The organism is Algibacter aquimarinus (genome assembly GCF_039543265.1).
Lineage (GTDB): Bacteria > Bacteroidota > Bacteroidia > Flavobacteriales > Flavobacteriaceae > Algibacter_B > Algibacter_B aquimarinus.
Genome location: NZ_BAABJK010000007.1, coordinates 103199 through 126665, shown reverse-complemented (window position 1 = coordinate 126665; position 23467 = coordinate 103199). Strand labels below are relative to the sequence as shown.

Genomic DNA, 23467 nt, shown 5'->3' with positions numbered 1-23467 from the left:
ATGAATAGATATTTCGTTTTATTATGTTTTATTCTTTTTATTAATACAATATTTGCTCAGGAGATAGTTAATAAAACGTTAGATTCCTTATACAGGGAAGATCAATTTTATTTTGGTGTTACTTATAATATACTTAGTAATAGTCCTGATGATTTATCTCAAGCAGGATTTTCATCTGGTTTCCACCTAGGTTTTATTAGAGACATGCCCATTAATAAAAAGCGAACTATGGCCCTAGGCATTGGTTTAGGGTATTCTACAAATTCCTATAATAATAACTTACTTATTAACAACGATGATTTTGGAGCCTTCTCTTATACTATTTTGGAAGATGGTAATACATACTCTAAAAACAAATTTTCAACACATTTAGTTGAGATTCCTTTGGAATTTAGATGGCGAACATCGACAGCTTCAGATTATAATTTTTGGCGAATTTATACAGGTTTTAAATTTGGTTATTTGTTTTCTAATACAACCAAATATGAAGGTGATTTGGGTAATATTAAGTTGAATAATATAGATTCTTTTAATAATCTTCAATACGGACTGTCTCTAAGTGTGGGTTACAATACCTGGAATATATACGTGTATTATGCGTTGAATCCTGTTTTTACGGATGACGTTTTACTGAACGGAAATAACTTAGATATTAATACACTTAAGGTTGGTTTAATATTTTATATATTATAGCCAATATCTAACTAAAATTAACTGCGGAAGTAGGCCTATAAAAAAACCAATAATGAGTTCTTTGTATGTGTGCGCTTTCATGTGTAATCTTGAGGTTGCTATAGCTCCCATTATAATAATCATTAAAGCAAGTGTACCATTTATATTAATGCTAAAATGGATACTTAAAGCCACAAAAAACATAAATACTCCTGAAACTGCAATCATATGGATGCTGGCTTTAAATTTAGCTACGGCTAAAATTAAACAGGACATGGTTGATATTAAAATGCCAACAAAAAAGAAATAAAGTTCAGTGATTTGATTTGGTGTTAAAATTCTTTTTAATACCAAAATAATAACAATACAATTAAGGGTTAAAGGCAGAATTCGTTCACTGGTAGTTTCTAAATTAATAGATTTTACTCTACCTAGTGTTTTTAATAAAAAAAACAGAAGAATTGGTAATAGAATAGTTAGTATTAAAAGTGAAACTAACTTAGCCCGCATTATATCGTAAGGAATAAAACGAGGAGATTTAGAAAAATAAAAAATTACGCCTAGAATTGGCATCAATAAAGGATGAAAAATATATGAGATGCTTCTTAATATTTTATCCATTATATTTTTTTACGAAGTCTAGCTACAGGAATATCTAGTTGCTCTCTATATTTGGCAACAGTACGTCGTGCAATAGGGTATCCTTTTTCTTTTAAAATACCTGCTAGTGTTTCATCTGTTAACGGTTTTTTCTTATTCTCTTCTTCAATAACAGTTTCAAGAATTTTTTTAATTTCTCTTGTTGAAACATCTTCGCCTTGATCATTCTTCATCGATTCAGAAAAGAATTCTTTTATCAATTTTGTGCCATAAGGGGTGTCTACATATTTGCTATTTGCAACTCGAGATACGGTAGATACATCCATAGATATTTCATCTGCTATATCTTTAAGGATCATAGGTTTTAAATTACGTTCATCACCAGTCAAAAAGTATTCGCTTTGGTAATGCATTATAGCACTCATGGTAACAAATAAGGTTTGTTGACGCTGCTTTATAGCCTCAATAAACCATTTAGCAGCATCTAGTTTCTGTTTAATAAAAACAACTGCATCTTTTTGCGATTTGGATTTATCCTTGGATTCTTTGTATCCTTTAAGCATATTATTATACTCGCGAGATACATGAAGCTCTGGTGCATTTCTTCCATTTAAGGTTAATTCTAATTCGCCATCAACAATTTTTATTGCAAAATCTGGTACTACATGTTCAACTATTCTATTATTCCCAGCATAAGAACCGCCTGGTTTAGGATTTAAATGTTCAATTTCTGAAATGGCATCCTTTAGTTGCATTTCAGTAATATCGAATTTTTGAAGTAATTTTTTGTAATGTTTTTTTGTGAATTGATCGAAGGCATTATCTATAATATCAATAGCCAATTCCGTATCTGCAGTTTTTTCTTTTCGATGTAATTGTATGCTTAAGCATTCTTGTAAATTTCTAGCACCAACTCCAGCAGGGTCTAATTGATGAACAATTTTCAAAACGTTTTCTATATTTTCCTCTGTGGTATAAACATTTTGAGTAAAGGCTAAATCGTCCATAATATCAGTTAATTCTCGACGGATATATCCGCTTTCATCAACACTTCCAACTAGAAATTCAGCAATACTATATTCTTCATCAGATAATCTATACGTATTTAACTGGTTTACTAAATGTTGAGTAAATGATGTGCCAGCTGCGTAAGGCATAGTTTTTTCCTCATCATCATTGCTATAGTTATTGGCTTGGGTACGATAGTCTGGAATTTCATCATCGCTCAAATATTCATCAACATTTATATCATCAGCATTTATAGTTTCGTTATCGTCGTAATCTTCACTGTTGTTTAAATCTGAATCAAACTCATCAACTTTTTCCTCTTTTCCGCCTTCAAGTGCAGGGTTTTCTTCTAATTCTTGTTTTAAACGTTGCTCAAAAGCTTGTGTAGGCAGCTGAATCAATTTCATTAATTGAATTTGCTGCGGAGATAACTTTTGTGAGAGTTTAAATTGTAAGTATTGTTTAAGCATGTTTGGATTTAAGGTTGTTAATCAAAGATAAAAAAAGGAATTAGGTTACCAAAGTCGTACCAAACTTCTAAATACTTAAAATTTTATTTAAAATTCTGCATTTTGAGGTGTTCTTGGATAAGGAATTACATCTCGAATATTACTCATTCCTGTAGCAAACATAACCAAACGCTCAAAACCTAGACCAAAGCCAGAATGTACAGCGGTCCCAAATTTGCGTAAGTCTAGATACCACCAAAGTTCTTCTTCAGAAATATTTATAGATGCCATTTTTTGTTTTAATACATCCAAACGTTCTTCTCTTTGTGCTCCTCCAACAATTTCGCCAATACCTGGAAATAGAATATCCATAGCACGAACTGTTTTTCCATCTTCATTTAATCGCATGTAAAACGCTTTTATATTTGCTGGGTAATCGAATAAAATAACGGGACATTTAAAGTGTTTTTCAACTAAAAAGCGTTCATGCTCACTCTGTAAATCAGTTCCCCATTCATTAATTAGATATTTGAATTTTTTCTTTTTATTAGGTTTGCTGTTACGCAAAATATCAATGGCTTCGGTATAACTAACACGTTTAAAATTATTTTCTGTGACGAATTTTAATTTTTCAATTAAAGTCATAGAACTGCGTTCGGCTTGTGGTTTTGTTTTTTCTTCGTTTTGTAGTCGAGTATCTAAAAATTCTAAATCTTCACTATTATTTTCAATAATATAGGTTATTACAGATTTCATAAAGTCTTCTGCTAAATCCATATTACCCGCTAAATCCATAAACGCTACTTCGGGTTCAATCATCCAAAATTCTGCTAAATGGCGTGAGGTGTTTGAGTTTTCAGCTCTAAAAGTAGGTCCAAAAGTGTATACTTTACCCAGAGACATAGCATAAGTTTCTGCCTCAAGTTGTCCAGATACCGTTAAATTGGTTTCTTTTCCGAAGAAATCTTGCGAGTAATCAATTTCTCCCTCTTGATTTAAAGGTGGATTTTTACCATCAAGACTAGTAACTTTAAACATTTCACCAGCGCCTTCAGCATCGCTTCCAGTTATAATTGGCGAATGCATGTAATAAAATCCATTCTCATTAAAGTACTTATGTATAGCAAATGAAAGTGAAGACCGTAAACGCATTACTGCACTAAATGTATTAGTTCGTGTACGTAAATGAGCATTTTCTCTTAAAAACTCAAAAGAGTGTTTCTTTGGTTGGATAGGGTAGGTTTCAGGGTCAGAATCTCCTAAAATAATTAGTTCGTTTACCTGAATTTCAACTTTTTGTCCTTTTCCTTGACTTTCAACTAAATTACCTTTTATATGCACAGCAGCTCCTGTTGTTACTCTTTTTAAGAGTGCTGCATCAAAATTCTCAAAATCTACAACACATTGAATATTGTTAATTGTTGAGCCATCATTTAAAGCAATAAACCGATTTGCTCTAAAGGTTCGTACCCAACCTTTTATATCTACTTCTGGAAAAACAATATCTTGTGTTAATAATTCTGAAACAGTACGTGATGTCATATAAACTATATTTTAGATTGTAAATATAAAGTTTTCAAATGTCAAAATTCAAATTATAAATTCGAAAAAACACAAGAAATTATATTTAAACTTGAAGTTTAGGTTGGAATTTGTAATTAAATTTTATGTTTTAGAATTTTCTTCTTCAGTTTCATCCTCTTCTGGAATAATATTTATAGAAGGTTTTCTTAAAACCTGCTTGTTGGCAATGCTTCGCTCTAATGATAATAATAAAGAAGGTAGCAATAATAAGTTTGAAAGCATCGCAAATAGTAGCGTTGCAGAAACTAATGCGCCTAAGGCCACGGTGCCCCCAAAACTTGAAATGGTAAATACTGAAAACCCAAAAAACAGTACTATTGAGGTATAAAACATACTTACTCCAGTTTCTCTTAAAGCACCATAAACAGAAGCTTTTATTTTCCAATGGTTTGCTTGTAATTCTTGACGGTACTTAGCTAAAAAGTGGATGGTATCATCTACTGAAATACCAAAAGCAATACTAAAAACAAGTATAGTTGAAGGTTTTATTGGCACACCCAAATAACCCATTAAACCTGCTGTAACCAAAAGCGGTAAAAGGTTTGGTATTAGTGAAACAATAATCATTCGCCCAGACCGGAACATATAAGCCATAAATATTGATATTAAGAATATGGCAAGTGATAAAGAAATCACTAAATTTTTAACCAAATATTTAGTCCCTTTTTGAAACACAAGTGCTTTACCTGTCATGGTAACTTCATATCTTTCTTTCGGAAAAACCTTATCAATTTTATCTTGAAGGTTTTCTTCAATTCGTTCCATTTTATCAGTACCAATATCTTTCATAAATGTAGTTATACGAGCATATTGCCCAGTACTATCAACAAAATTCTTTAGTAGATCTACATTTGAAGATGAGTTTTTTGCATAAGACAGAATAAAGCTGTTTTCTTGAGAAGTTGGTAATTGGTAATATTTAGGGTTCCCATTATAGTAAGCTTGTTTAGAATACTTAACCAAATCTACAACAGAAATAGGCTTCGATAATTGAGGTGTTTCAATAATTAAATCCTCTAATTCATTCATACGTTTTAACGTGGAAAGTTTCATAACACCTTTTTTACGTTTGGTGTCAATCATAATTTCCAGAGGCATAATACCATTAAACTCTTCTTCAAAAAACCTAACATCATGAACAAAATCAGATTCTTGAGGCATATCTTCTATCAAACTCCCAGATATTTTTATTTGATAAATACCTATGATACTTAAAATGAGTAAAACTAATGAGGTACTATAAATAGTGATTCTTTTTTGCCTTACCATACGCTCCATCCAATTTACAAAACCACCAATCCAACGTTTGTTTAGGTGTTCTAAATGACGGTCTTTTGGATAGGGTAAAAAAGAATAAATAATAGGAATAATTAATAGGCATAAAATAAAAATGGCCAAAATACTTAATGATGCCACAAGACCAAATTCTTTTAATAGCTTACTTTCTGTTAATATAAAAGTGGCAAAACCTGATGCTGTTGTAACATTGGTCATTAACGTAGCATTTCCAATTTTTGTAATAACACGCTGTAACGACTTTACTTTGTTACCATGTAACTTTACTTCATGCTGATATTTATTAATTAAAAATATACAGTTAGGAATACCAATAACGATAATTAACGGGGGGATTAAGGCAGTTAAAACAGTAATTTCATAGTTTAATAAGCCTAAAATACCAAGTGTCCACATAACCCCAATACATACTACAATTAGTGAAATAAAAGTGGCTCTAAAAGACCTGAAAAAGAAAAAGAAAATAATAGATGTTACTAATAAAGCCGCAATTACAAACAGGTTAATTTCTTCAATTATATTCTGCGAATTTAAAGTCCTGATATATGGCATACCAGAGACTCTAACATCTAAATTGTTAGATGTTTCAAATTTTTCAATTTTTGGAATTAAAACATCAACAACAAAATCTTTTCTTGCTGATGTGTTTACTATATCTTTTTTTAGATAAATGGCACTTCTAATAGTTTTTGTTTCTTTATTGAATAAGAAATTATCATAAAACGGATATTTTTCAAATAACTCGTTTTGAAGTGTTTCAATTTGTTTTAAAGAACTTATTGAATCTTTAATAAAAGGCTCTAACCTAAACTTTTCGTTTTTATTATCCTTTATAAGTTTTTGAAGGTCTTTAATTGATATAACAGTCTCTACACCTTCATAAGCTTTAAAACTATTAGAAAGGTTATTCCATGCATTAAGTTTTTCTACTGAAAAAAGGGAGCTATCTTTTACACCAAGTACAATTAAATTGCCTTCCTCTCCAAAGGTTTTTAAAAAGTTGTTATAGGTAATGTTTACCTCATGATCGTCAGGAAGTAAATTTGCTTCAGTATAAGTAAAGCGCATGTTATCCCATTGCTGACTGAAAAAAATAGTTGTAGCAATAATGCCAACTAGAATAATAATTTTATTGCGTAAAATTAATCCAGCGGTAATATCCCAAAAATCTTTTGTGAAAAGTTTAAACATACCTTTTATAAGAGATGCGCAAAGGTAGAAAAAAGGACTGTATAACCTTATAATGTGACGTTAAATGTAAACTTAAAAGCCACATTATCTTCAAATTCAGTTAAGTGATAAGCACCATATCGATATGTAAAGCTTAATCCAAAACCAAATAGTAATTTATTTATTTCGAAACCAGACTCAGTATACCCATATTTTAGGGAGTTAAAGGTTATATTTTGATGCCTTTCGGGTGTGCTTATATCACCAATTGCATATCTTGTAATTAAAACTAGTTGTGGGCTATATCTTTTAGAAATATAGAAGGGTTTTAAGTAATGCTTAAATTGAAAGGTTACAAATTTATCTGAAAAGAACTCATTAAAAAACATAGTCTCAAAACTATTTAGTCCAGCAACAGAAAAGCGTTGTAATATTGTTTCTTTGGTAATGTTATTTGGATAAGCGTGGTACAAATGTGTTAATGGCGCATCACCAGAGGCCAAACCAGAAACTAAAGTAATTTCAGAAAAATGATTATCCTTAATTCCAATTCTGTGAACTGTTCTAAAATCTACTTTCGAAAAATTAAAATCACCATCAAAAACATTTTGGAAACTTTTCGTGTATTGTAATGTAAATTTTGGAAAGCCGTCCTTTATTTTTTTGGGACTTGTTTTAGACATTTCAAAATAATCAAAAGGATTCCATTGTAGTGATATTTTTGCAGTACTTAAATTAAAGTTATTAAAAACCTCATCATTTAAAACATAGCCATAACTATATGTGGGATCAATTTCACTTACTGCCAATTCTGTTTCTGATAAAAGTTTAGAGCTTATCTCGTGCTCCAAGGCAACAGACTTTGTAATGTGCTTATGAAACAAGTCTATATTCAATAAGCGAGGTTCAAAAAATTGAAAAAAACGTTTGTCTGTTAAAAATTTAGTACTGCCCGTTTCCTGTAAATCATCAGTATATGCTAGATTTAACCACGTGTTGGTTTGTTCAGAAATTCTAAAACCACCCCCAATACTATATTTGAAACGGCCATCTCTAAACCCATAAACCACATAACTGTTTATTCGATATTTTTCTGAGAAGGTGTTGTTGGTTTCACCACCAATACCGGTTCTTACGCCTTCAAATTGGTTGTATTTTATTAAGTATCTTAAGTCGAAATTGAAATATTTAGTTGGAAGATAACCGTTGCCTAAATATTTAACAAACTCTTTCTTATTAATAGAGTCTTGTTGTTGTTCACTCTCTTTTTCGGTAATAGGTTGGCTATGTGTAAATGAGTAACAAACTATAAAGAAAAGTAAAGAGTAACGTTTTAACATTTACGTAAAGTGAATTTGATATAAAAAAAGCGACATTTTCGTCGCTCTTAGAATTATACTGTCATAATTTCCTTTTCTTTATTATCGAAAAGTTCATCAACTTTTTTAACGTGATTATCTGTTATTTGTTGTACATCTATTTCAGCATTTTTCTGCAAATCTTCAGAAATGTCGTCGTTTTTCTTGATGTCGTTCATAGCATCCTTACGAGCAGTTCTAATACTTACTTTAGCATCTTCGGCTTCTGCTTTTGCTTGTTTTGCTAAATCTCTACGGCGTTCTTCTGTTAATGGTGGAACATTAATAATAATTGTTTCTCCATTATTCATAGGGTTAAAGCCAAGGTTGGCATAAGCAATACCACGTTCAATTTCTTGAAGCATGCTTTTCTCCCAAGGCTGAACAGTAATGGTTCTACCGTCTGGTGTATTAACATTGGCGACTTGACTAAGCGGTGTTTGTGTACCATAATAATCAACCATAACACTTCCTAGCATAGCAGGACTAGCTTTTCCAGCTCTGATATTTAAAAACTGCTTTTTAAGATGAGCTATAGCATTATCCATAGCTTCTTTTGTTGTATCTATTATAAATTGTATGTCTTCGTTCATAGTTTTAAACTTTTATTTCAATTATACAAACAGGTTCAAAAATTAAGCCAAATTATACATTAACTACTGTGCCAATGTTTTCTCCAGAAACGACCTTTAGTAAATTTCCTTTCTTGTTCATATCAAAAACAATAATTGGTAATTTATTTTCTTGACTAAGGGTAAAAGCTGTAGTGTCCATAACTTTTAATCCTTTTCTTAATACATCATCAAAAGAAATAGAATTAAATTTAACGGCACTAGTATCTTTTTCTGGATCTGCATTGTAAATACCATCAACACGCGTGCCTTTTAAAATTACATCAGCTTCAATTTCTATGGCGCGTAAAACTGCCGCAGAGTCTGTAGTAAAGTAAGGATTTCCTGTACCACCACCAAAAATAACAACACGTCCCTTTTCTAAATGGCGCATGGCTTTTCTTCTTATAAATGGCTCTGCAACTTCGTTAATTTTTATGGCGGTTTGAAGCCTTGTTGGAATTTCAGCGTCTTCTAATGCGCCTTGCAATGCTAAACCGTTAATAACTGTAGCAAGCATTCCCATATGGTCTCCTTGTACACGATCCATTCCTTTGCTTGCTCCAGCAACACCTCTAAAAATATTTCCTCCGCCAATAACTATGGCAACTTCAATGCCTTTATCGGTTATGGTTTTTATATCTTGAGCATATTCAGCTAATCGGTCTGGGTCTATACCATATTGGCGTCCTCCCATTAAGGCTTCGCCAGAAAGTTTAAGGAGTATTCTTTTGTATTTCATGTGTTTTTTTATGAGGTTGGACAAAGCTACACAATTTTTTTATTTTTTGAATTTATATGAAACTGGATTTTTTGAATAAAAAAACCACTACTTTATCTTAAAGTAGTGGTTTAATATTATAGATATTTCTGAACTAATAGAAATATATTTATCCTACTGTCGCTCTCTTAAAACCAGAGATTTCAACGTCACCGTAAGTAGAAACATATTCAGCAACTGTTTTCTTGTCATCTTTGATAAACTTTTGGTCAAGTAAACATTGCTCTTGATCTAAAGTTGTGTTATCAGAGATAAAACGTTCCATTTTACCTGGTAAAATTCTATCCCAGATTTTTTCTGGTTTCCCTTCTGCAGCCAATTCAGCTTTAGCAGCTTCTTCTGCTTCAGCTAAAACTTCAGGAGTTAATTGAGCCATAGAAATATATTTAGGTACATTTTTAAGGGTTTTACCTAAACGTCCTAATTCAATATTTTCTTTTTCAATAACAGCAATTCTAGCTTCAGTTTCTGATGCTACAAATGCTGGATCAAAATCTTTGTAAGATAATGATGTAGCTCCCATTGATGCTACTTGCATTGCAACGTCTTTTACTAAAACATCAGCGTTATTAACTTTAGCAGTTAAGCCAACTAAAGCGGCAATTTTGTTAATATGAACATAAGATCCAACGTATGCTGCTTGTAATTTTTCAAAAGAAGTGATGTCAAGTTTTTCACCTATCACACCAGTTTGTTCTACTAATTTTTCAGCAACTGTTATGCCTCCAAAATCAGCAGCTAAAAACTCGTCTTTAGAGTTTGTGTTTAAAGCAATATCAGCTAATTGACTTGCTAGTGCTAAAAAGTTTTCGTTTTTACCAACAAAATCAGTTTCACATCCTAAAACAATAGCAACACCTTCTGTTTGGTCTGCATTAATTTTTGCAACAGCTGCACCTTCAGAAGAATCTCTATCGGCTCTTTTTTCAGCTACTTTTTGTCCTTTTTTACGCAAAACTTCAATAGCTTTATCAAAATCACCTCCAGCTTCTACTAAAGCTTTCTTGCAGTCCATCATTCCTGCACCAGTAGCTTGTCTTAATTTATTTACCTCTTGGGCTGTTATTTTTACTGTAGTACTCATAGTAATTATAATTTAAAAAAGTCGTTCAATAAATTTTCAATAAAGAAAAAGAACTAAACGACTTATTTGTGTGTATTGTGTTATTTATTCTTCTTCTTCCGCAACAGCTTTCTTAGCTGGTGCCGCTTTTGCTTTCGCTTTTGGAGCTTCCTCCTTTGGCGCAGCAGCAGCTTCTTTTTCAGCTTTACGTTCTGCTAATCCACCAGATACTGCAGATGCTACATGCGTTAATATTTTATCTATCGATTTAGAAGCGTCATCATTTGCAGGGATTACATAATCAACCTGACGTGGGTCAGAGTTGGTATCAACCATTGCAAAAATTGGAATGTTTAATTTTTGAGCTTCTTTAATCGCGATATGCTCACGCTTAATATCTACAACAAATAAAGCACCTGGTAAACGTGTCATATCAGATATAGAACCTAAGTTTTTCTCTAACTTAGCTCTTAAACGATCAACTTGTAAACGCTCTTTTTTAGATAAGGTCATGAACGTGCCGTCTTTTTTCATTCTATCAATAGAAGCCATTTTTTTAACCGCTTTTCTAATAGTAACAAAGTTTGTTAACATTCCACCCGGCCATCTTTCAGTGATGTAAGGCATGTTAATTTCACCAGCTTTTTCAGCAACTATATCTTTTGCTTGTTTTTTTGTTGCAACGAATAAAATTTTACGTCCAGAAGCTGCAATTTTTGCAAGTGCTGCTCCAGCTTCATCAATTTTAGCCGCTGTTTTGTAAAGGTTTATTATATGGATACCGTTACGCTCCATATAAACGTAAGGTGCCATATTTGGGTCCCACTTACGTGTAAGGTGTCCGAAGTGTACACCTGCTTCAAGTAATTCTTTTACTTCTACTGCCATTTTGTAATAGTTTACGTTCTGTTGAATTAGCAATGATTAAGTGGTCATTATTTAAAAAATTCGCCTTAACCATTTAGATGCTAAACTAAATCCTGTTTTTACACTAGGACAACAATAACTGTTTTTAATTTATTATTTGTTTTGAAAATGATAAAGGAATCTGATAATCAGATCCTGAACCAAGTCCAGGATATTAACGTTTAGAGAATTGAAACTTCTTACGTGCTTTCTTCTGACCGAATTTCTTACGCTCAACCATTCTTGGATCTCTTGTTAATAAACCTTCTGGTTTTAAGATTAATCTGTTCTCTGCATCAACCTCGCACATAGCACGAGAAATTGCTAAACGAACAGCTTCAGCTTGTCCAGTAATACCACCTCCATATACATTTACTGTAATATCAAAGTTGGCGTCATTGTTAGTCAAAGCTAAAGGTTGTTTTACTTTGTACTGTAAAGTAGCAGTAGTAAAATAATTAGCTAAGTCTTTTTTATTGATTGTAATGTTTCCTTTTCCTTTAGAAACATAAGCGCGCGCAACAGCCGTTTTTCTACGGCCAATTTTGTGAATTACTTCCATGTTATTTAAATTCTTCTAGATTTATTGCTTTTGGCTTTTGAGCTGCATGAGCATGCTCTGAACCAACAACAACTGTTAGGTTACGGAATAAAGCTGCACCTAATTTATTTTTAGGTAGCATTCCTTTAACTGATTTTTCTACTACTCTAGCAGGGTCTTTCCCGTACAACTCAGTAGCAGTTAAACTTCTTTGACCTCCTGGATAACCTGTGTGACGAATGTATGACTTGTCAGTCCATTTGTTACCAGATAACGTGATTTTTTCTGCATTAATAATGATAACATTATCTCCGCAATCAACATGAGGTGTGAAGTTTGGCTTGTGCTTACCTCTTAAAAGTTTTGCAACTTTAGAAGCTAAACGACCAAGCGCTTGACCTTCAGCATCAACCAAAACCCACTCCTTATTTACAGTAGCTTTGTTTGCTGAAATCGTTTTGTAGCTTAATGTGTCCACACTTTGATTTTTTTAATTATTAAACATTCCTCTCTCAAAAAGAGTTTGCAAATTTACGATAAACTATTGGATTAACAAACAGTGATGTAAGATAATTTTTTGTTGAATTTTAATATATGTAATTCGTTAATCTTCATGAAATTAATTAGAAAATTATTGGGTAGAAAAAATCTCTGGGTTCGGGTAAAAAACTGCAACAGCAAACCAGTAACTCATAACAGATTTTACAGATTCCAGAGATTCACCAGTTCTTGGGCCTTCAATGGCTGTACCGAATATAGACCACTTGTTGCCTTCATTATCTTTAAAGAAAGACTCTGAATCATTAAAATCATATTCAAAGGTTAGGTTGGCTTGATCGTTATTTAAGCCAAAACCATAAATTATATCATTATTACCAGCAATTAAATAGTTTTTACCTTCAAAAGAATCTTTTATGATTTTACCATTTGTAAAGTCTGAAAATTGGTATACTTTCGATTTTGTTTCATCAATTATCGCATACACTCTTTCTTTATTTGGTAAAGCAGGATTTGTAATTTCGGGTCTAAAAATAAAGCGATTATTATTAGTTGCATAATCTCCATAAGGCGAAGTTCCATAATTTCTAGAAAAGCCTGTTTGTGCATTTAAAACTTGAGAGTCAGGATAAAGTGCTTTCCATGTTTTCCAGTTGGTTTCAACAACGTTGTACAATTTTGGTTTGTCGTTAATGAGTTCTCCGTTAACACATTTTAACTGAAGTTGAGACCAATTACTATCAGTATTTCTATCGTACAATATGAGGTTAGCATTGTATAATAAACCAGAAACACCAAAAGTAGTTCTAGTGTTATTGGTTTTACTTTCCCAAGCAAAAGCTGTGCCAGTTAAGGGACAATAATTTAAAGTAAAAAAAGAACCATCAATTTCGTCGTTTACCACTTCATGCCAATCTAGAACAACATGTGGGTATGCCTTAGTTTCATTGCCTTTAATTATGCCTACCACTAAATCGTCATCTGCTAAAAATGAAACTGATGCAGCTTCAGTGAATTGTGGGTTGTCTATGGACGGAATACCATCCTTCCCTGGGCCGCCATCTAGAATTTGGTTGATAGGTATTAACCATTCGGAAAACTCATTAGGAATGCTGTTTTCTACACTTTCACTAGTGGTGCTACATGACGTTAATAGAACTAATAATGCCAATAAGATGTAATTTTTCATAGCTGCTTATCTTAAGTTTAATAATTTTGATTTTGGTTTAATTTTAAATAGAAAACCAGTTGTAATTCTATAGGTAGGTGTTAATTGTGTGCCATCAACATTACTATATAAAGGTAATTCTGCTCTGGTAGAAAACACCAAATTTGGTTTTATATTAATTGAAAAATCTGGAATTATAAATAACCAATTCCCACCTGTATTGTCTAAGTTAAATCCGTCTATTTCATCCTGTTTAGCATCCCTATATTTTAAACTTATACTTGGGGTTGCTAATGTTTTTAAGATTGAAAATTGATCTGAAACACCCAAAAAGGTTTGAATTTCGTTCCCAAATTTATAGCTTGAATTTTCAAAATAAGAATTATTGGTGCCGGTACTTCTATAAATAATTCTTCCAGAAAAAGTAAGTGAAGGCCTAAAATTAGCTTGCTTTGATGCTGAAAGAAAATAAACAACATCCCAAGCATTACTACCAGGTTGTAAATCGGCATTTAGAGTAATACCTTGATTATTTGTTTCTGTTGAAGAACCAAAAGGGATTTTAGCTCCTAAACCCAATTCGATATTACTGTTTTTTCCAAGCCCATTTTTAAAGTTATATTTCAGTAATAATAGGCCATCTCCAATTCCAGAAGTTTGGTCTAAATTTTCATTTCCAAATTGAGAAATAACCCTACGTTGGTTAACCCAAGTAAATAAGCCTTCTACAGATAGCCTGTTGGTTACAGCATAGCTTATGTTAAAAAGTATTGAATTGGTTATTCGTAATCTTGAATCGTCATTCAATTTTTCTGTTCCGTTATTTAAAGTATTAAGGTTATTGTAATCGTAATTAAGACTTAGTTGGAATGTTCCTTTTTCTTCAACAGACATGCCAATGTTATTAGAAAGTGGAATTCCGCCAGAACAACACGTTTGAGCATACATAGTTGATGCACAAATAATAAAAACGATAGAAATCGATTTTTTTATTAACATAGCTTTTTTAAATACGACTACCTAAAGTGTCGATAAAGCTTTTGGTTTCTTACTTATTTTAAAATTAAAGGTCAAAAAAGGGAAATATTGACAAGAAAATAGCTTATTCTTCAAGAAGAATAAGCAGCACGTTGCAATCTATCATTGATTGATTTGCCTAAACCATAATCAGGAAAAATTTCAGCAATAATTACATCTAAATTTTGTTTGTCCAACTCATGCAAAGCATCATACAATTTTGAAGTTGCTTCCTGAAAGCTTCCTGTTTCAGATAGTATAATTTGTTTTTGAATTACATCACTTTCAATAGCAGATTTAAAAATTAAAACCCCAATGCGTTTTCCAGAATAATTTTTAAGATCTTCTATTACATTTTTTGATAAAACAGTTAAAGTTGAAGGTGCATAATGTCTCTCTAACATTCCTGGGGCATCTGGATTAATTTCTTTTCGGTTTTTTATTTTAACTTTTCCAACAACCGTTTCAATTTCTTCAAGAGCTAAAGCTCCCAAACGGTAAACAACAGGTTCGTCGTTTTCAAAACCTATAATAGTAGATTCTATACCATTGTTACACGAACCGCCATCTAAAACTTGCTCTATATCATCCTTAAAATAGCGTTCTACATGTTCTGGTTTTGTTGGGCTAATACTTCCAAAAGGATTTGCGCTAGGAGCTGCTAAAGGAAATGGTAATTCATTTAAAAGTTCTAAAGTTACCGGATGATTAGGAACCCTAACAGCAACGGTGTCTTTCCCAGCAGTTATTATATCTGGAATTGAAGATTGCTTTTTTAAAACTAAGGTCATGGATCCTGGCCAAAAAGCATCGGCTAGTAATTTTGCTTTTTCAGGAATGTAGCTAACAATACTTTCTAAAGCTTCCTTTGATGGAATATGAACAATAAGCGGGTTGAAAAACGGACGTTTTTTTGTTTCAAAAATACATTTAATAGCTTTTTCACTATAAATATTTCCAGCAAGGCCATAAACAGTTTCGGTAGGAATAGCTACCAGTTTATCATCAGTTAAAAGAGCAACAGCTTTTTGTATGTCTTTTGAAATAATACTCATTAATTCAATTTAAGCGATGCAAAAATACGTTGTTTTATTATAATTCCAATTTATTAAAGGAATTCTAGATGTAGAAGTAATAATGTATAAATATGATTTAGGCATAGCTTTTTTAACTATTTTTGCAAAGCTATGGAGGAGTTAAAACTTTCGGATTGGTTACCTACCACAAACAAAGAGGTGAAAATTCGCGGATGGGATGCCCTAGATGTAATTCTATTTAGTGGAGATGCTTATGTAGATCACCCTACTTTTGGTCCAGCTGTTATTGGGCGACTACTAGAAAGTTTTGGCTTACGTGTTGCCATTGTACCGCAACCGAATGTTAATGATAATCTTCAGGATTTTGTAAAATTGGGAGCGCCAAAATTGTTTTTTGGAGTAACAGGTGGCTGCATGGATCCTATGATTAGTAACTATAATGCTAATAAAAAGCGTCGTGATAAGGATGCTTATACCCCAAATGGTGACATTGGTTTTAGGCCAGATTATGCAACTACAGTATACTCGAAAATTTTAAAAGAAAAATGGCCAGATGTACCTGTTTTACTTGGCGGTATTGAGGCTTCGTTACGTCGTGTAACACATTATGATTATTGGAGCGATACACTTATGCCAACTATTTTGGAAAGTTCCAAAGCAGATATGTTGGTTTACGGTATGGGAGAACAGCCACTGCGAGAGGTGGTGCGATTGATGCAGAAAGGTGTTCCGTTTTCAAGTATTACAACAATTAAACAAACAGCAGTTTTGTTGGATGCTGAGGCAAGAATCCCCAAAAATAGTAATTGGGAAGATGTTGAAATTGCTTCACATGAAATATGTTTAAAGGATAAGAAGAAATATGCTTCTAACTTTAAAATTATTGAGCAGGAGAGTAACAAATTAGCTGCGCGTAGAATTTTTCAGGAGGTAGGCGATAAAACGTTGATGATTAATCCGCCTTATCCAACCATGACGGAGGATGAAATTGATGCCTCTTTTGAGTTGCCTTATACACGTTTACCGCATCCAAAATATAACAAGCGCGGACCCATTCCTGCGTTCGAGATGATTAAGTTTTCTATTAACATCCACCGTGGATGTTTTGGTGGTTGTAGTTTTTGTACTATTTCTGCACACCAAGGCAAGTTTATTGCATCTCGTAGTCAGGAATCTGTATTGAGAGAGGTAGATAAGGTGGCAAACATGCCAGATTTTAAAGGATATTTGTCTGATATTGGTGGTCCAAGTGCGAATATGTATAAGATGAAAGGGAAAGTGCAATCTATCTGTGATAAGTGTGTGGCTCCTTCTTGTATTTCGCCTGTTATTTGTAGTAATCTAGATACCTCACATAAACCGTTAACAGATTTATATCAGGCGGTTGATAGTCATCCTAAAGTAAAGAAATCGTTTATAGGTTCTGGTATTCGTCACGATATGCTCGTGCCAGAATTTAACAAAAATGCTGACCCTAAAGAGTTGGATGATTATACAGAAGAAGTTATGACTAAACATGTTTCTGGTAGGTTGAAAGTGGCTCCAGAGCATACCAGCGATCCTGTTTTAAAATTGATGCGCAAACCTTCGTTTTCGTATTTCCATAAGTTCAAGCAGCGTTTTGATAAGATTAACATCAAGAAGGGCTTGAAGCTGCAATTGATTCCTTATTTCATTTCAAATCACCCTGCTTGTGAGACTGAAGATATGGCTAACTTAGCTGCTGAAACTAAAGATATGGGCTTTCAGTTAGAGCAAGTTCAAGGTTTTACACCAACACCCATGACGGTAGCCACAGTTATTTATTATAGTGGTTACCATCCATACACACTTAAAAAAGTAAATACGCCTAAAAGCCGCAAAGAAAAAGATGACCAGCATCGTTTTTTCTTTTGGTACAAAGATGAAAACAAAGCTTGGATTAAAAATACTTTGAACAAATTAGGTCGTCAAGATTTATTGAAAGTGCTCTTGCCAGAAAAAAATGAGAAGTGGCGTAAAAATAAACCAAAAGGAGATCCTAAAAATACGTTTAATGATGCGGTGCCTTTTAATCAAAGAAAAAATAAGGCTAAATTTAGAAGCAAGAAGAAGCGCAGGTAAATGTAATACGCTTTAATTAATTTATCTTTTTAAGTAGTTTTTAGATAAATTTTCTAAAGAGTTACATAATTATTTAGAGGTTTGTTGTAGTGTTTATATTCTAAGTTATCCAAAATTAAAAAAATAAAGAATATTGAGAATCATCAAAGCTATATTATTAACTGCATTACTTTTAGCAATACAAAATATACTTGAAATTAGCCTTTTTGTCGGACTTGACAAATACACGAACTTACTTGAAAAGGAATATAAAGAACATGTTTTTGGTATGGCTTTAATTTTAATTTGGATTTCATTCTTAATTGTTACCTACTTTTTTTGGAAACCTAGACCGAATTTAAAATCAGAATTGAATATTAAACAGTTAGATTTTACTTTAATTCCATATTTATTAATAATTGTAATTGGACTTGGTTTCGTAACACAACCGATAATTGATTTTAATAGAATTATAGATTTTTATTTGAATTCAGAGATAAAGCCTCATTATAAATTTCATGGATTTAGTACCCTTTTTATTTATTTCAGAGCTTCGAGTATTTTATTTGCTCCTATTTTTGAAGAATTATTTTTCAGAAAATTTTTGTTCTTAAAACTTCTTGAAAAAAATAAGGTTTGGATAGCTATTTTAATTTCGAGTTTATGCTTTTCGGCAATTCATTTTCCAACTCCAAATAATTTGATTCCAACTTTTATTTATGGAGTAATTGCCTGTATAATATATTTAAAAACGAAAAATATTGTTTATCTCATAATTATTCATTTTTTAAATAATCTATGTTCATTACTATATGCTGTTTTTGGAGAATCCTTTTATGATTGGGTTTATGGACTAAACTATGATTTTATGTATTGGGCTTTGTTTATATTTGGAATACTAATAACAATTTTAGGAGTAAAAAAAATAACTATAACTAACAAATTATAAAATTAATGCTTGGGTTTGTTTTAAAACCGCATTAATCTTATACAAACTTAGTTTTGGCAAACCAGATCAGTTGCAAAACCCTAAAAACGAAAAAATGCACCTCCATTTATTAGGAAGTGCATTTTTTGTAGATTATATTATTGTTTCTAAAAGTAGATTAGAATTTATAACTCAAACCAAAAGTGTAATACGTTTGTAAATCATTATCCACACTCTCAAAAGTCTCACCAGTATTTCCTAAAGTGTTTATTGAGTAGCTTAAGGCTTCTTGTTTGTTGTTTCTTAAACCAAAATCGAAACCAACACCAATCATTTTCCATAAAGTATAACCAAAAGAGTTTGTCCAAGTCCAGTTAGATAAGTCTCCAGATTTATAACTTTGGAAAGCAGATAGGTTGGTCTTGAAGTTTACAGCACCAATTTGTCTTGTATAATCTGCAACTATTTTAGCTCCTAAAGAAGATTCAAAAACAGTATTGCTATCAGCAAAAACAAAGTTGTAGTTTAGAGGGTGTACGACTACTATTAGGTTTTCAATAGGTGTCCAAGTTGCACCAATACCAACATCTAAATAGCCTGGGTCGTTAAAGTTATCTAAAAGTGTAGTTCTATATTCTGCTAATCCAGAAATGGCTAATGTTTTTGATATGTTTCTACCGTATAATGACGAAATATTGAACACATCAGTTCCAGTTCTAAAACTATCATCATCAGTAGGGTCATCTTTATCATCAAACTTTACCCAATTTAGATTAGTAGTTAATGCGTTTCTCCAGAAAAACTTTTCTTGAATTAAATTAGCAAAGGCATTTACAGTAAACCCTATATTACCCGAAGCATTATTAGGAGTTCCCTGTGCGTACCAATTATTAAAGTTAGATAAGCTACCCCCAATAGTACCAAAAGCTCCTTTTCTCCATCCTGGAAGGGCATCGATTTTTGCTTGTAAAGCATTTGCTTCAGCTTGTGCAGCATCTGCGATAGCTTGCTTTTCAGCTTTTTGAGTTTCTAATTCCTCTTTAGTTTGAGCATTAACGGAAAAAATTCCGAAGAAAAGGATTATTAAAAATAATAGTTTTTTCATTGTAATTCGTTTTTTTAATGTTGGCAAATATATATTAATTTTAACAAATGTTAATTTTTAAAATTAAAAATACTTTTAGTTGAAATAGGTTTTAATTTAGATTTTAGACCCTTTTAATATAAAAAGTCACTTATAAAATTTATTTCTTTTTGAATAGTGGCACAGAAGAACATGCTTCACCATACATAATGGATTTTGCAACAGGTTTTAACTTTGTTGCTAACATAATGTAAGCATTTTGAGGGACAGGTTTGTTTGAGCATCCTTTGATAATAATGGGTTTGTCTTTATATTCAGAAACATCTATTCTTTCAATGATGTTTTGATATAAAGATGTTTCTAGCTGATCTAAATTACCAGTGATTACTTTTTTTACAAAAGGTTGAAGTTGTAGGCTTAATAGCATATACGCCCAACCTGGAATAATGGCATCGCTACTACAAGTTAAAGCTACATAGTTATCTTGGTATTGAGCCCAATCGTGCTCAGAAACCTGAGCTCTGAAGTCTTTTTCGCGAAGTACAAAACCTTCATAGAGCCAATCTTTAATATCAAATAAAACACGTTTACCTTCAGGGTAATAATCTTCAAGGTTTAAAGTGACCAGTTTGCTATTCGCTACGCGATTTATAATTTCGTCTTTCAAAAAAATGATGTTAAGTTTTATTTAATAAGAAAACTTTAAACTAAGTTAAAACTAAGTTAAAACTGAATTAAAGCATTCCCAATTCCAACTTCGCTTCCTCACTCATTAACTCCTGCGTCCATGGCGGATCAAAAGTAATTTCAACTTCAGCGTCTTTTACTGCGTTTAAAGATTTTACTTTTTCCTCAACTTCCAATGGTAAAGTTTCTGCTACAGGGCAGTTTGGTGTTGTTAAGGTCATTAAGATTTTTACATCATAATCTTCGTTTACAAATACGTCGTATATTAACCCTAGTTCGTATATGTCAACGGGTATTTCGGGATCATAAATCGTTTTTAAAACGTTTACTATTTTTTCGCCTAATTCGGCTGTATCTATTACTTCACTCATTTTAATTCAATTGTGTTTGGTACGCTATAGCATACATTTTAAGCTGCTTCACCATACTTACTAAACCATTAGCACGTGTTGGGGATAAATGTTCTTTTAATCCAATTTTATCAATAAAATCGGTATTGGCATCAATAATATCTTTTGGGTGTTGATTTGAAAAAGCACGTATTAAAATAGCAATAATGCCTTTGGTGATAATTGCATCACTATCAGCTGTAAAATCTATTTTATTATCTTTCATTTCGGCATGCACCCAAACCTTACTCTGGCAACCTTTTATAATGTTACTTTCGGTTTTGTATTGGTCGCTAATTAGGGGTAAATCTTTTCCTAAATCAATCATATATTGGTAACGCTCTTCCCAATCTTCAAACATTGAGAATTCGTCAATTATTTCGTTTTGGATATCTTCAATACTCACAATCACAAATTTTTATACAAAAATACAACAACAAATGTTGCTATTCAATATTTTCAGCTATTGATAGAATTTCTTTAATAAGTGGGGCTATGTTTTTGTTTGGGTTTCCATGGTCAAATGGTGGTGTAACATAGACAGTATTTTCAAAAGAAATTTTTAAATTAGCTAAAGGTGCTCCATCAAATAAGAAATCTTTGCTCGGAGCTTCTAATGATGAAATTGTACTAATATCAATAGCATTTATAGTTTCTATAATTCTATCCCAATATTCTTTTTTACAAACTTCTGTTTTTGGATTACTACTTTTTTTGCCAGAAACAGAAATAGTTTTTTTATTAATAATAATCTTTTTGAAACCACCCATTGAAGATGAAGAATATTCAATACTTATAGGTTCATTCAAGGGTTCTTTAATAGCTGATAATAAGAATTTCTTTTTGTTATAAAGTGAAAAACCATTTCGCGAGAATAAAATTGAATTCGCTTTTTTAAAAACTTTGAATAACTTAACTTCTATTTGATTAGCATTTTCATCACACAACATTTTTGTAGAACCTATTTCGCCAAAGTTTAATGTATTATTATTTAGGCTATAAGGTCCAAAAAAACGATTACAACCTGAAAAGCCAGAAACTTGTTTAGAGCTTTCGTTAAAAGTTATATTTAGGTTGAAGTCGGAAATGTCCTCATACTTTAAGTGCTTAATATTGTATTTACCATCAAGTTCTTTTAATATAGTATCGTTATTTTGCATGTCCGCCATTAATTGATATTCGGTAGGTCCCCAACAGCATCGTAATATAACTAAACTAAAAATCATTAAAATAGATTTCATATTTGTGTTATTATAGATTTACTAAATTAAGTTACAAAAAAGACGCCAAAGACAATTTAAGAGAGCATCATTTTTGCTTTCTTAACGCCTTCAATAAAAATATCAATTTCTTCTTTTGTATTATAGAATGAAAAAGAAGCACGGATTGTGCCAGGTATTTTATAAAAGTCCATAATGGGTTGAGCACAATGATGTCCTGTTCTAACCGCTATTCCTAATTTATCTAAAATAGTGCCCACATCGTAAGGGTGAATACCTTTAAGGTTAAACGAAATAACAGAAGTTTTATGTTTTGAAGTACCGTATATTTTTAAACCATCAATTTCTAAAAGTTTTTCTGTACCATATTTTAACAACTCATTTTCATAAGCAGCTATATTTTCAAAACCAACGGTATTCATATAATCGATGGCAGCACCAAAGGCTATTCCGCCACAAATGTTTGGGGTTCCTGCTTCAAATTTATGAGGTAAATCTGCGTAAGTAGTTTTTTCGAAAGTAACTTCTGAAATCATTTCTCCACCTCCTTGATAAGGTGGTAATTTTTTAAGCCATTCCTCTTTGCCATAGAGCATTCCAACACCTGTTGGTCCACAAATTTTATGAGCCGATGTTACATAAAAATCAGTGTTTAATTTTTGAACATCTGGTTTTATATGAGGACTAGATTGTGCACCATCAATTAAAACTGCTGCACCAACTTTATGTGTTTTTTCAATAATGTATTCAATAGGATTAATAGTTCCTAAAGCATTAGATATATGATTTACAAAAACAAGTTTCGTGTTTTTTGATAGTAATTTGTCAAATTCAGTCATAACAAGTTCACCATCTTCATTCATTGGAATAACTTTTAAAGTTGCTCCAGTGCGTTCGCAAAGCATTTGCCACGGTACAATATTACTATGATGCTCTAAAGCGGAAACAATAATTTCATCACCTTCTTTTAAAAGCGTCGAAAACCCATTGGCTACTAAATTAATACCATGTGTTGTGCCTGATGTGAATATGATTTCATGCGAAAACTTTGCGTTAAAATGCGTTTGTATTTTTTGTCTTGCCTGCTCATATAAATCAGTAGCTTCTTGGCTTAAAGTATGGACCCCACGATGGATATTAGCATTGTAATTGGAATAATAATCGACAATAACATCAATAACTTGTTGAGGCGTTTGTGATGTTGCTGCATTATCAAAATATACTAAAGGTTTACCATTTACTTTACGAGAAAGAATAGGGAAATCTTTTCTGATGTCTTCGACTTTAAACATAAATATTAACCTGAAATAATTTCAAA

The 23467-nt window shown here is 32.1% G+C and carries 23 protein-coding genes; 3 read left to right on the top strand and 20 right to left on the bottom strand.

The features are described from left to right. Entirely contained in the window at positions 1-693 is a 693-nt protein-coding gene (locus ABD939_RS11665) for a porin family protein (protein WP_345168755.1), read from the top strand. Here ABD939_RS11665 and ABD939_RS11660 read toward each other — a convergent pair. From ABD939_RS11660 to ABD939_RS11595, 14 genes are all read right to left on the bottom strand, one after another. Continuing rightward, on the bottom strand, positions 688-1293 hold the full coding sequence (locus tag ABD939_RS11660; protein ID WP_345168753.1) for a hypothetical protein: 606 nt from the start codon (positions 1291-1293) through the stop codon (positions 688-690). The genes ABD939_RS11665 and ABD939_RS11660 overlap by 6 nt on opposite strands. Next, on the bottom strand, positions 1293-2750 hold the full coding sequence (gene rpoN, locus ABD939_RS11655; RefSeq protein ID WP_345168750.1) for an RNA polymerase factor sigma-54: 1458 nt from the start codon (positions 2748-2750) through the stop codon (positions 1293-1295). Before rpoN ends, ABD939_RS11660 begins: the two co-directional genes overlap by 1 nt. 87 nt (positions 2751-2837) lie before the next feature. After that, the gene (gene asnS / locus ABD939_RS11650) at positions 2838-4271 is read right to left on the bottom strand and encodes an asparagine--tRNA ligase (protein ID WP_345168748.1); all 1434 of its coding nucleotides are present in this window, start codon (positions 4269-4271) and stop codon (positions 2838-2840) included. Between the two features lie 123 nt (positions 4272-4394). Further along, positions 4395-6800, bottom strand: a complete 2406-nt coding sequence (locus tag ABD939_RS11645; protein WP_345168746.1) for an efflux RND transporter permease subunit — start codon at positions 6798-6800, stop codon at positions 4395-4397. Positions 6801-6847: 47 nt separating this feature from the next. Further along, on the bottom strand, positions 6848-8119 hold the full coding sequence (locus ABD939_RS11640) for a DUF5686 family protein (protein WP_345168744.1): 1272 nt from the start codon (positions 8117-8119) through the stop codon (positions 6848-6850). A gap of 53 nt (positions 8120-8172) precedes the next feature. After that, the gene (gene frr, locus ABD939_RS11635) at positions 8173-8730 is read right to left on the bottom strand and encodes a ribosome recycling factor (protein WP_345168741.1); all 558 of its coding nucleotides are present in this window, start codon (positions 8728-8730) and stop codon (positions 8173-8175) included. A 52-nt stretch (positions 8731-8782) separates the two neighbouring features. Then, complete coding sequence (pyrH, locus tag ABD939_RS11630; RefSeq protein ID WP_345168738.1) at positions 8783-9490, bottom strand: UMP kinase; 708 nt, start codon at positions 9488-9490, stop codon at positions 8783-8785. 148 nt (positions 9491-9638) lie between these two features. Then, entirely contained in the window at positions 9639-10613 is a 975-nt protein-coding gene (tsf, locus tag ABD939_RS11625; protein WP_345168736.1) for a translation elongation factor Ts, read from the bottom strand. 84 nt (positions 10614-10697) lie between these two features. Continuing rightward, complete coding sequence (rpsB, locus tag ABD939_RS11620) at positions 10698-11480, bottom strand: 30S ribosomal protein S2 (RefSeq protein WP_345168733.1); 783 nt, start codon at positions 11478-11480, stop codon at positions 10698-10700. A 193-nt stretch (positions 11481-11673) separates the two neighbouring features. Continuing rightward, complete coding sequence (gene rpsI / locus ABD939_RS11615; RefSeq protein ID WP_345168730.1) at positions 11674-12060, bottom strand: 30S ribosomal protein S9; 387 nt, start codon at positions 12058-12060, stop codon at positions 11674-11676. Between the two features lies 1 nt (position 12061). Continuing rightward, positions 12062-12517 (bottom strand): 50S ribosomal protein L13, encoded by a 456-nt coding sequence (rplM, locus tag ABD939_RS11610; protein ID WP_345168727.1) that lies wholly within the window; start codon positions 12515-12517, stop codon positions 12062-12064. Positions 12518-12670: 153 nt separating this feature from the next. Next, on the bottom strand, positions 12671-13726 hold the full coding sequence (locus ABD939_RS11605; protein WP_345168724.1) for a DUF3179 domain-containing protein: 1056 nt from the start codon (positions 13724-13726) through the stop codon (positions 12671-12673). Between the two features lie 6 nt (positions 13727-13732). After that, a complete protein-coding gene (locus ABD939_RS11600; protein ID WP_345168721.1) occupies positions 13733-14704 on the bottom strand; it encodes a transporter in 972 nt (323 codons plus the stop codon). Between the two features lie 110 nt (positions 14705-14814). Then, entirely contained in the window at positions 14815-15777 is a 963-nt protein-coding gene (locus ABD939_RS11595) for an L-threonylcarbamoyladenylate synthase (protein WP_345168718.1), read from the bottom strand. Positions 15778-15909: 132 nt separating this feature from the next. Between ABD939_RS11595 and ABD939_RS11590 the strand changes: the two genes are divergently transcribed. Both ABD939_RS11590 and ABD939_RS11585 read left to right on the top strand, forming a co-directional pair. Continuing rightward, complete coding sequence (locus ABD939_RS11590) at positions 15910-17862, top strand: YgiQ family radical SAM protein (RefSeq protein ID WP_345168716.1); 1953 nt, start codon at positions 15910-15912, stop codon at positions 17860-17862. Between the two features lie 133 nt (positions 17863-17995). Then, positions 17996-18790 carry a CPBP family intramembrane glutamic endopeptidase gene (locus ABD939_RS11585; protein WP_345168714.1) on the top strand — a complete coding sequence of 265 codons (795 nt, stop codon included), beginning with the start codon at positions 17996-17998 and terminating at the stop codon, positions 18788-18790. A 157-nt stretch (positions 18791-18947) separates the two neighbouring features. On the opposite strand, the gene ABD939_RS11580 is transcribed toward ABD939_RS11585, so the two are convergent. From ABD939_RS11580 to ABD939_RS11555, 6 genes are all read right to left on the bottom strand, one after another. Then, positions 18948-19874 (bottom strand): DUF3078 domain-containing protein, encoded by a 927-nt coding sequence (locus ABD939_RS11580; RefSeq protein WP_345168711.1) that lies wholly within the window; start codon positions 19872-19874, stop codon positions 18948-18950. A gap of 139 nt (positions 19875-20013) precedes the next feature. Continuing rightward, positions 20014-20520 carry a DUF2480 family protein gene (locus tag ABD939_RS11575; RefSeq protein WP_345168709.1) on the bottom strand — a complete coding sequence of 169 codons (507 nt, stop codon included), beginning with the start codon at positions 20518-20520 and terminating at the stop codon, positions 20014-20016. Positions 20521-20587: 67 nt separating this feature from the next. Further along, positions 20588-20911, bottom strand: coding sequence for an SUF system Fe-S cluster assembly protein (locus tag ABD939_RS11570; RefSeq protein ID WP_345168706.1), 324 nt, complete (start codon positions 20909-20911; stop codon positions 20588-20590). A 1-nt stretch (position 20912) separates the two neighbouring features. After that, the gene (locus ABD939_RS11565; RefSeq protein ID WP_345168704.1) at positions 20913-21335 is read right to left on the bottom strand and encodes a SufE family protein; all 423 of its coding nucleotides are present in this window, start codon (positions 21333-21335) and stop codon (positions 20913-20915) included. A 40-nt stretch (positions 21336-21375) separates the two neighbouring features. Then, positions 21376-22170, bottom strand: a complete 795-nt coding sequence (locus ABD939_RS11560) for an META domain-containing protein (protein ID WP_345168700.1) — start codon at positions 22168-22170, stop codon at positions 21376-21378. 56 nt (positions 22171-22226) lie between these two features. Further along, positions 22227-23441, bottom strand: a complete 1215-nt coding sequence (locus ABD939_RS11555; protein ID WP_345168697.1) for an aminotransferase class V-fold PLP-dependent enzyme — start codon at positions 23439-23441, stop codon at positions 22227-22229. Between the last annotated feature and the right edge of the window lie 26 nt (positions 23442-23467).

What these genes read in the sequence shown, in the direction of transcription:
- ABD939_RS11665 (WP_345168755.1), top strand. Translation starts at nt 1, where the DNA reads ATGAATAGATATTTCGTTTTATTATGTTTTATTCTTTTTATTAATACA.
- ABD939_RS11660 (WP_345168753.1), bottom strand. Translation starts at nt 1,293, where the DNA reads ATGGATAAAATATTAAGAAGCATCTCATATATTTTTCATCCTTTATTG.
- rpoN (WP_345168750.1), bottom strand. Translation starts at nt 2,750, where the DNA reads ATGCTTAAACAATACTTACAATTTAAACTCTCACAAAAGTTATCTCCG.
- asnS (WP_345168748.1), bottom strand. Translation starts at nt 4,271, where the DNA reads ATGACATCACGTACTGTTTCAGAATTATTAACACAAGATATTGTTTTT.
- ABD939_RS11645 (WP_345168746.1), bottom strand. Translation starts at nt 6,800, where the DNA reads ATGTTTAAACTTTTCACAAAAGATTTTTGGGATATTACCGCTGGATTA.
- ABD939_RS11640 (WP_345168744.1), bottom strand. Translation starts at nt 8,119, where the DNA reads ATGTTAAAACGTTACTCTTTACTTTTCTTTATAGTTTGTTACTCATTT.
- frr (WP_345168741.1), bottom strand. Translation starts at nt 8,730, where the DNA reads ATGAACGAAGACATACAATTTATAATAGATACAACAAAAGAAGCTATG.
- pyrH (WP_345168738.1), bottom strand. Translation starts at nt 9,490, where the DNA reads ATGAAATACAAAAGAATACTCCTTAAACTTTCTGGCGAAGCCTTAATG.
- tsf (WP_345168736.1), bottom strand. Translation starts at nt 10,613, where the DNA reads ATGAGTACTACAGTAAAAATAACAGCCCAAGAGGTAAATAAATTAAGA.
- rpsB (WP_345168733.1), bottom strand. Translation starts at nt 11,480, where the DNA reads ATGGCAGTAGAAGTAAAAGAATTACTTGAAGCAGGTGTACACTTCGGA.
- rpsI (WP_345168730.1), bottom strand. Translation starts at nt 12,060, where the DNA reads ATGGAAGTAATTCACAAAATTGGCCGTAGAAAAACGGCTGTTGCGCGC.
- ABD939_RS11605 (WP_345168724.1), bottom strand. Translation starts at nt 13,726, where the DNA reads ATGAAAAATTACATCTTATTGGCATTATTAGTTCTATTAACGTCATGT.
- ABD939_RS11600 (WP_345168721.1), bottom strand. Translation starts at nt 14,704, where the DNA reads ATGTTAATAAAAAAATCGATTTCTATCGTTTTTATTATTTGTGCATCA.
- ABD939_RS11595 (WP_345168718.1), bottom strand. Translation starts at nt 15,777, where the DNA reads ATGAGTATTATTTCAAAAGACATACAAAAAGCTGTTGCTCTTTTAACT.
- ABD939_RS11590 (WP_345168716.1), top strand. Translation starts at nt 15,910, where the DNA reads ATGGAGGAGTTAAAACTTTCGGATTGGTTACCTACCACAAACAAAGAG.
- ABD939_RS11580 (WP_345168711.1), bottom strand. Translation starts at nt 19,874, where the DNA reads ATGAAAAAACTATTATTTTTAATAATCCTTTTCTTCGGAATTTTTTCC.
- ABD939_RS11570 (WP_345168706.1), bottom strand. Translation starts at nt 20,911, where the DNA reads ATGAGTGAAGTAATAGATACAGCCGAATTAGGCGAAAAAATAGTAAAC.
- ABD939_RS11560 (WP_345168700.1), bottom strand. Translation starts at nt 22,170, where the DNA reads ATGAAATCTATTTTAATGATTTTTAGTTTAGTTATATTACGATGCTGT.
- ABD939_RS11555 (WP_345168697.1), bottom strand. Translation starts at nt 23,441, where the DNA reads ATGTTTAAAGTCGAAGACATCAGAAAAGATTTCCCTATTCTTTCTCGT.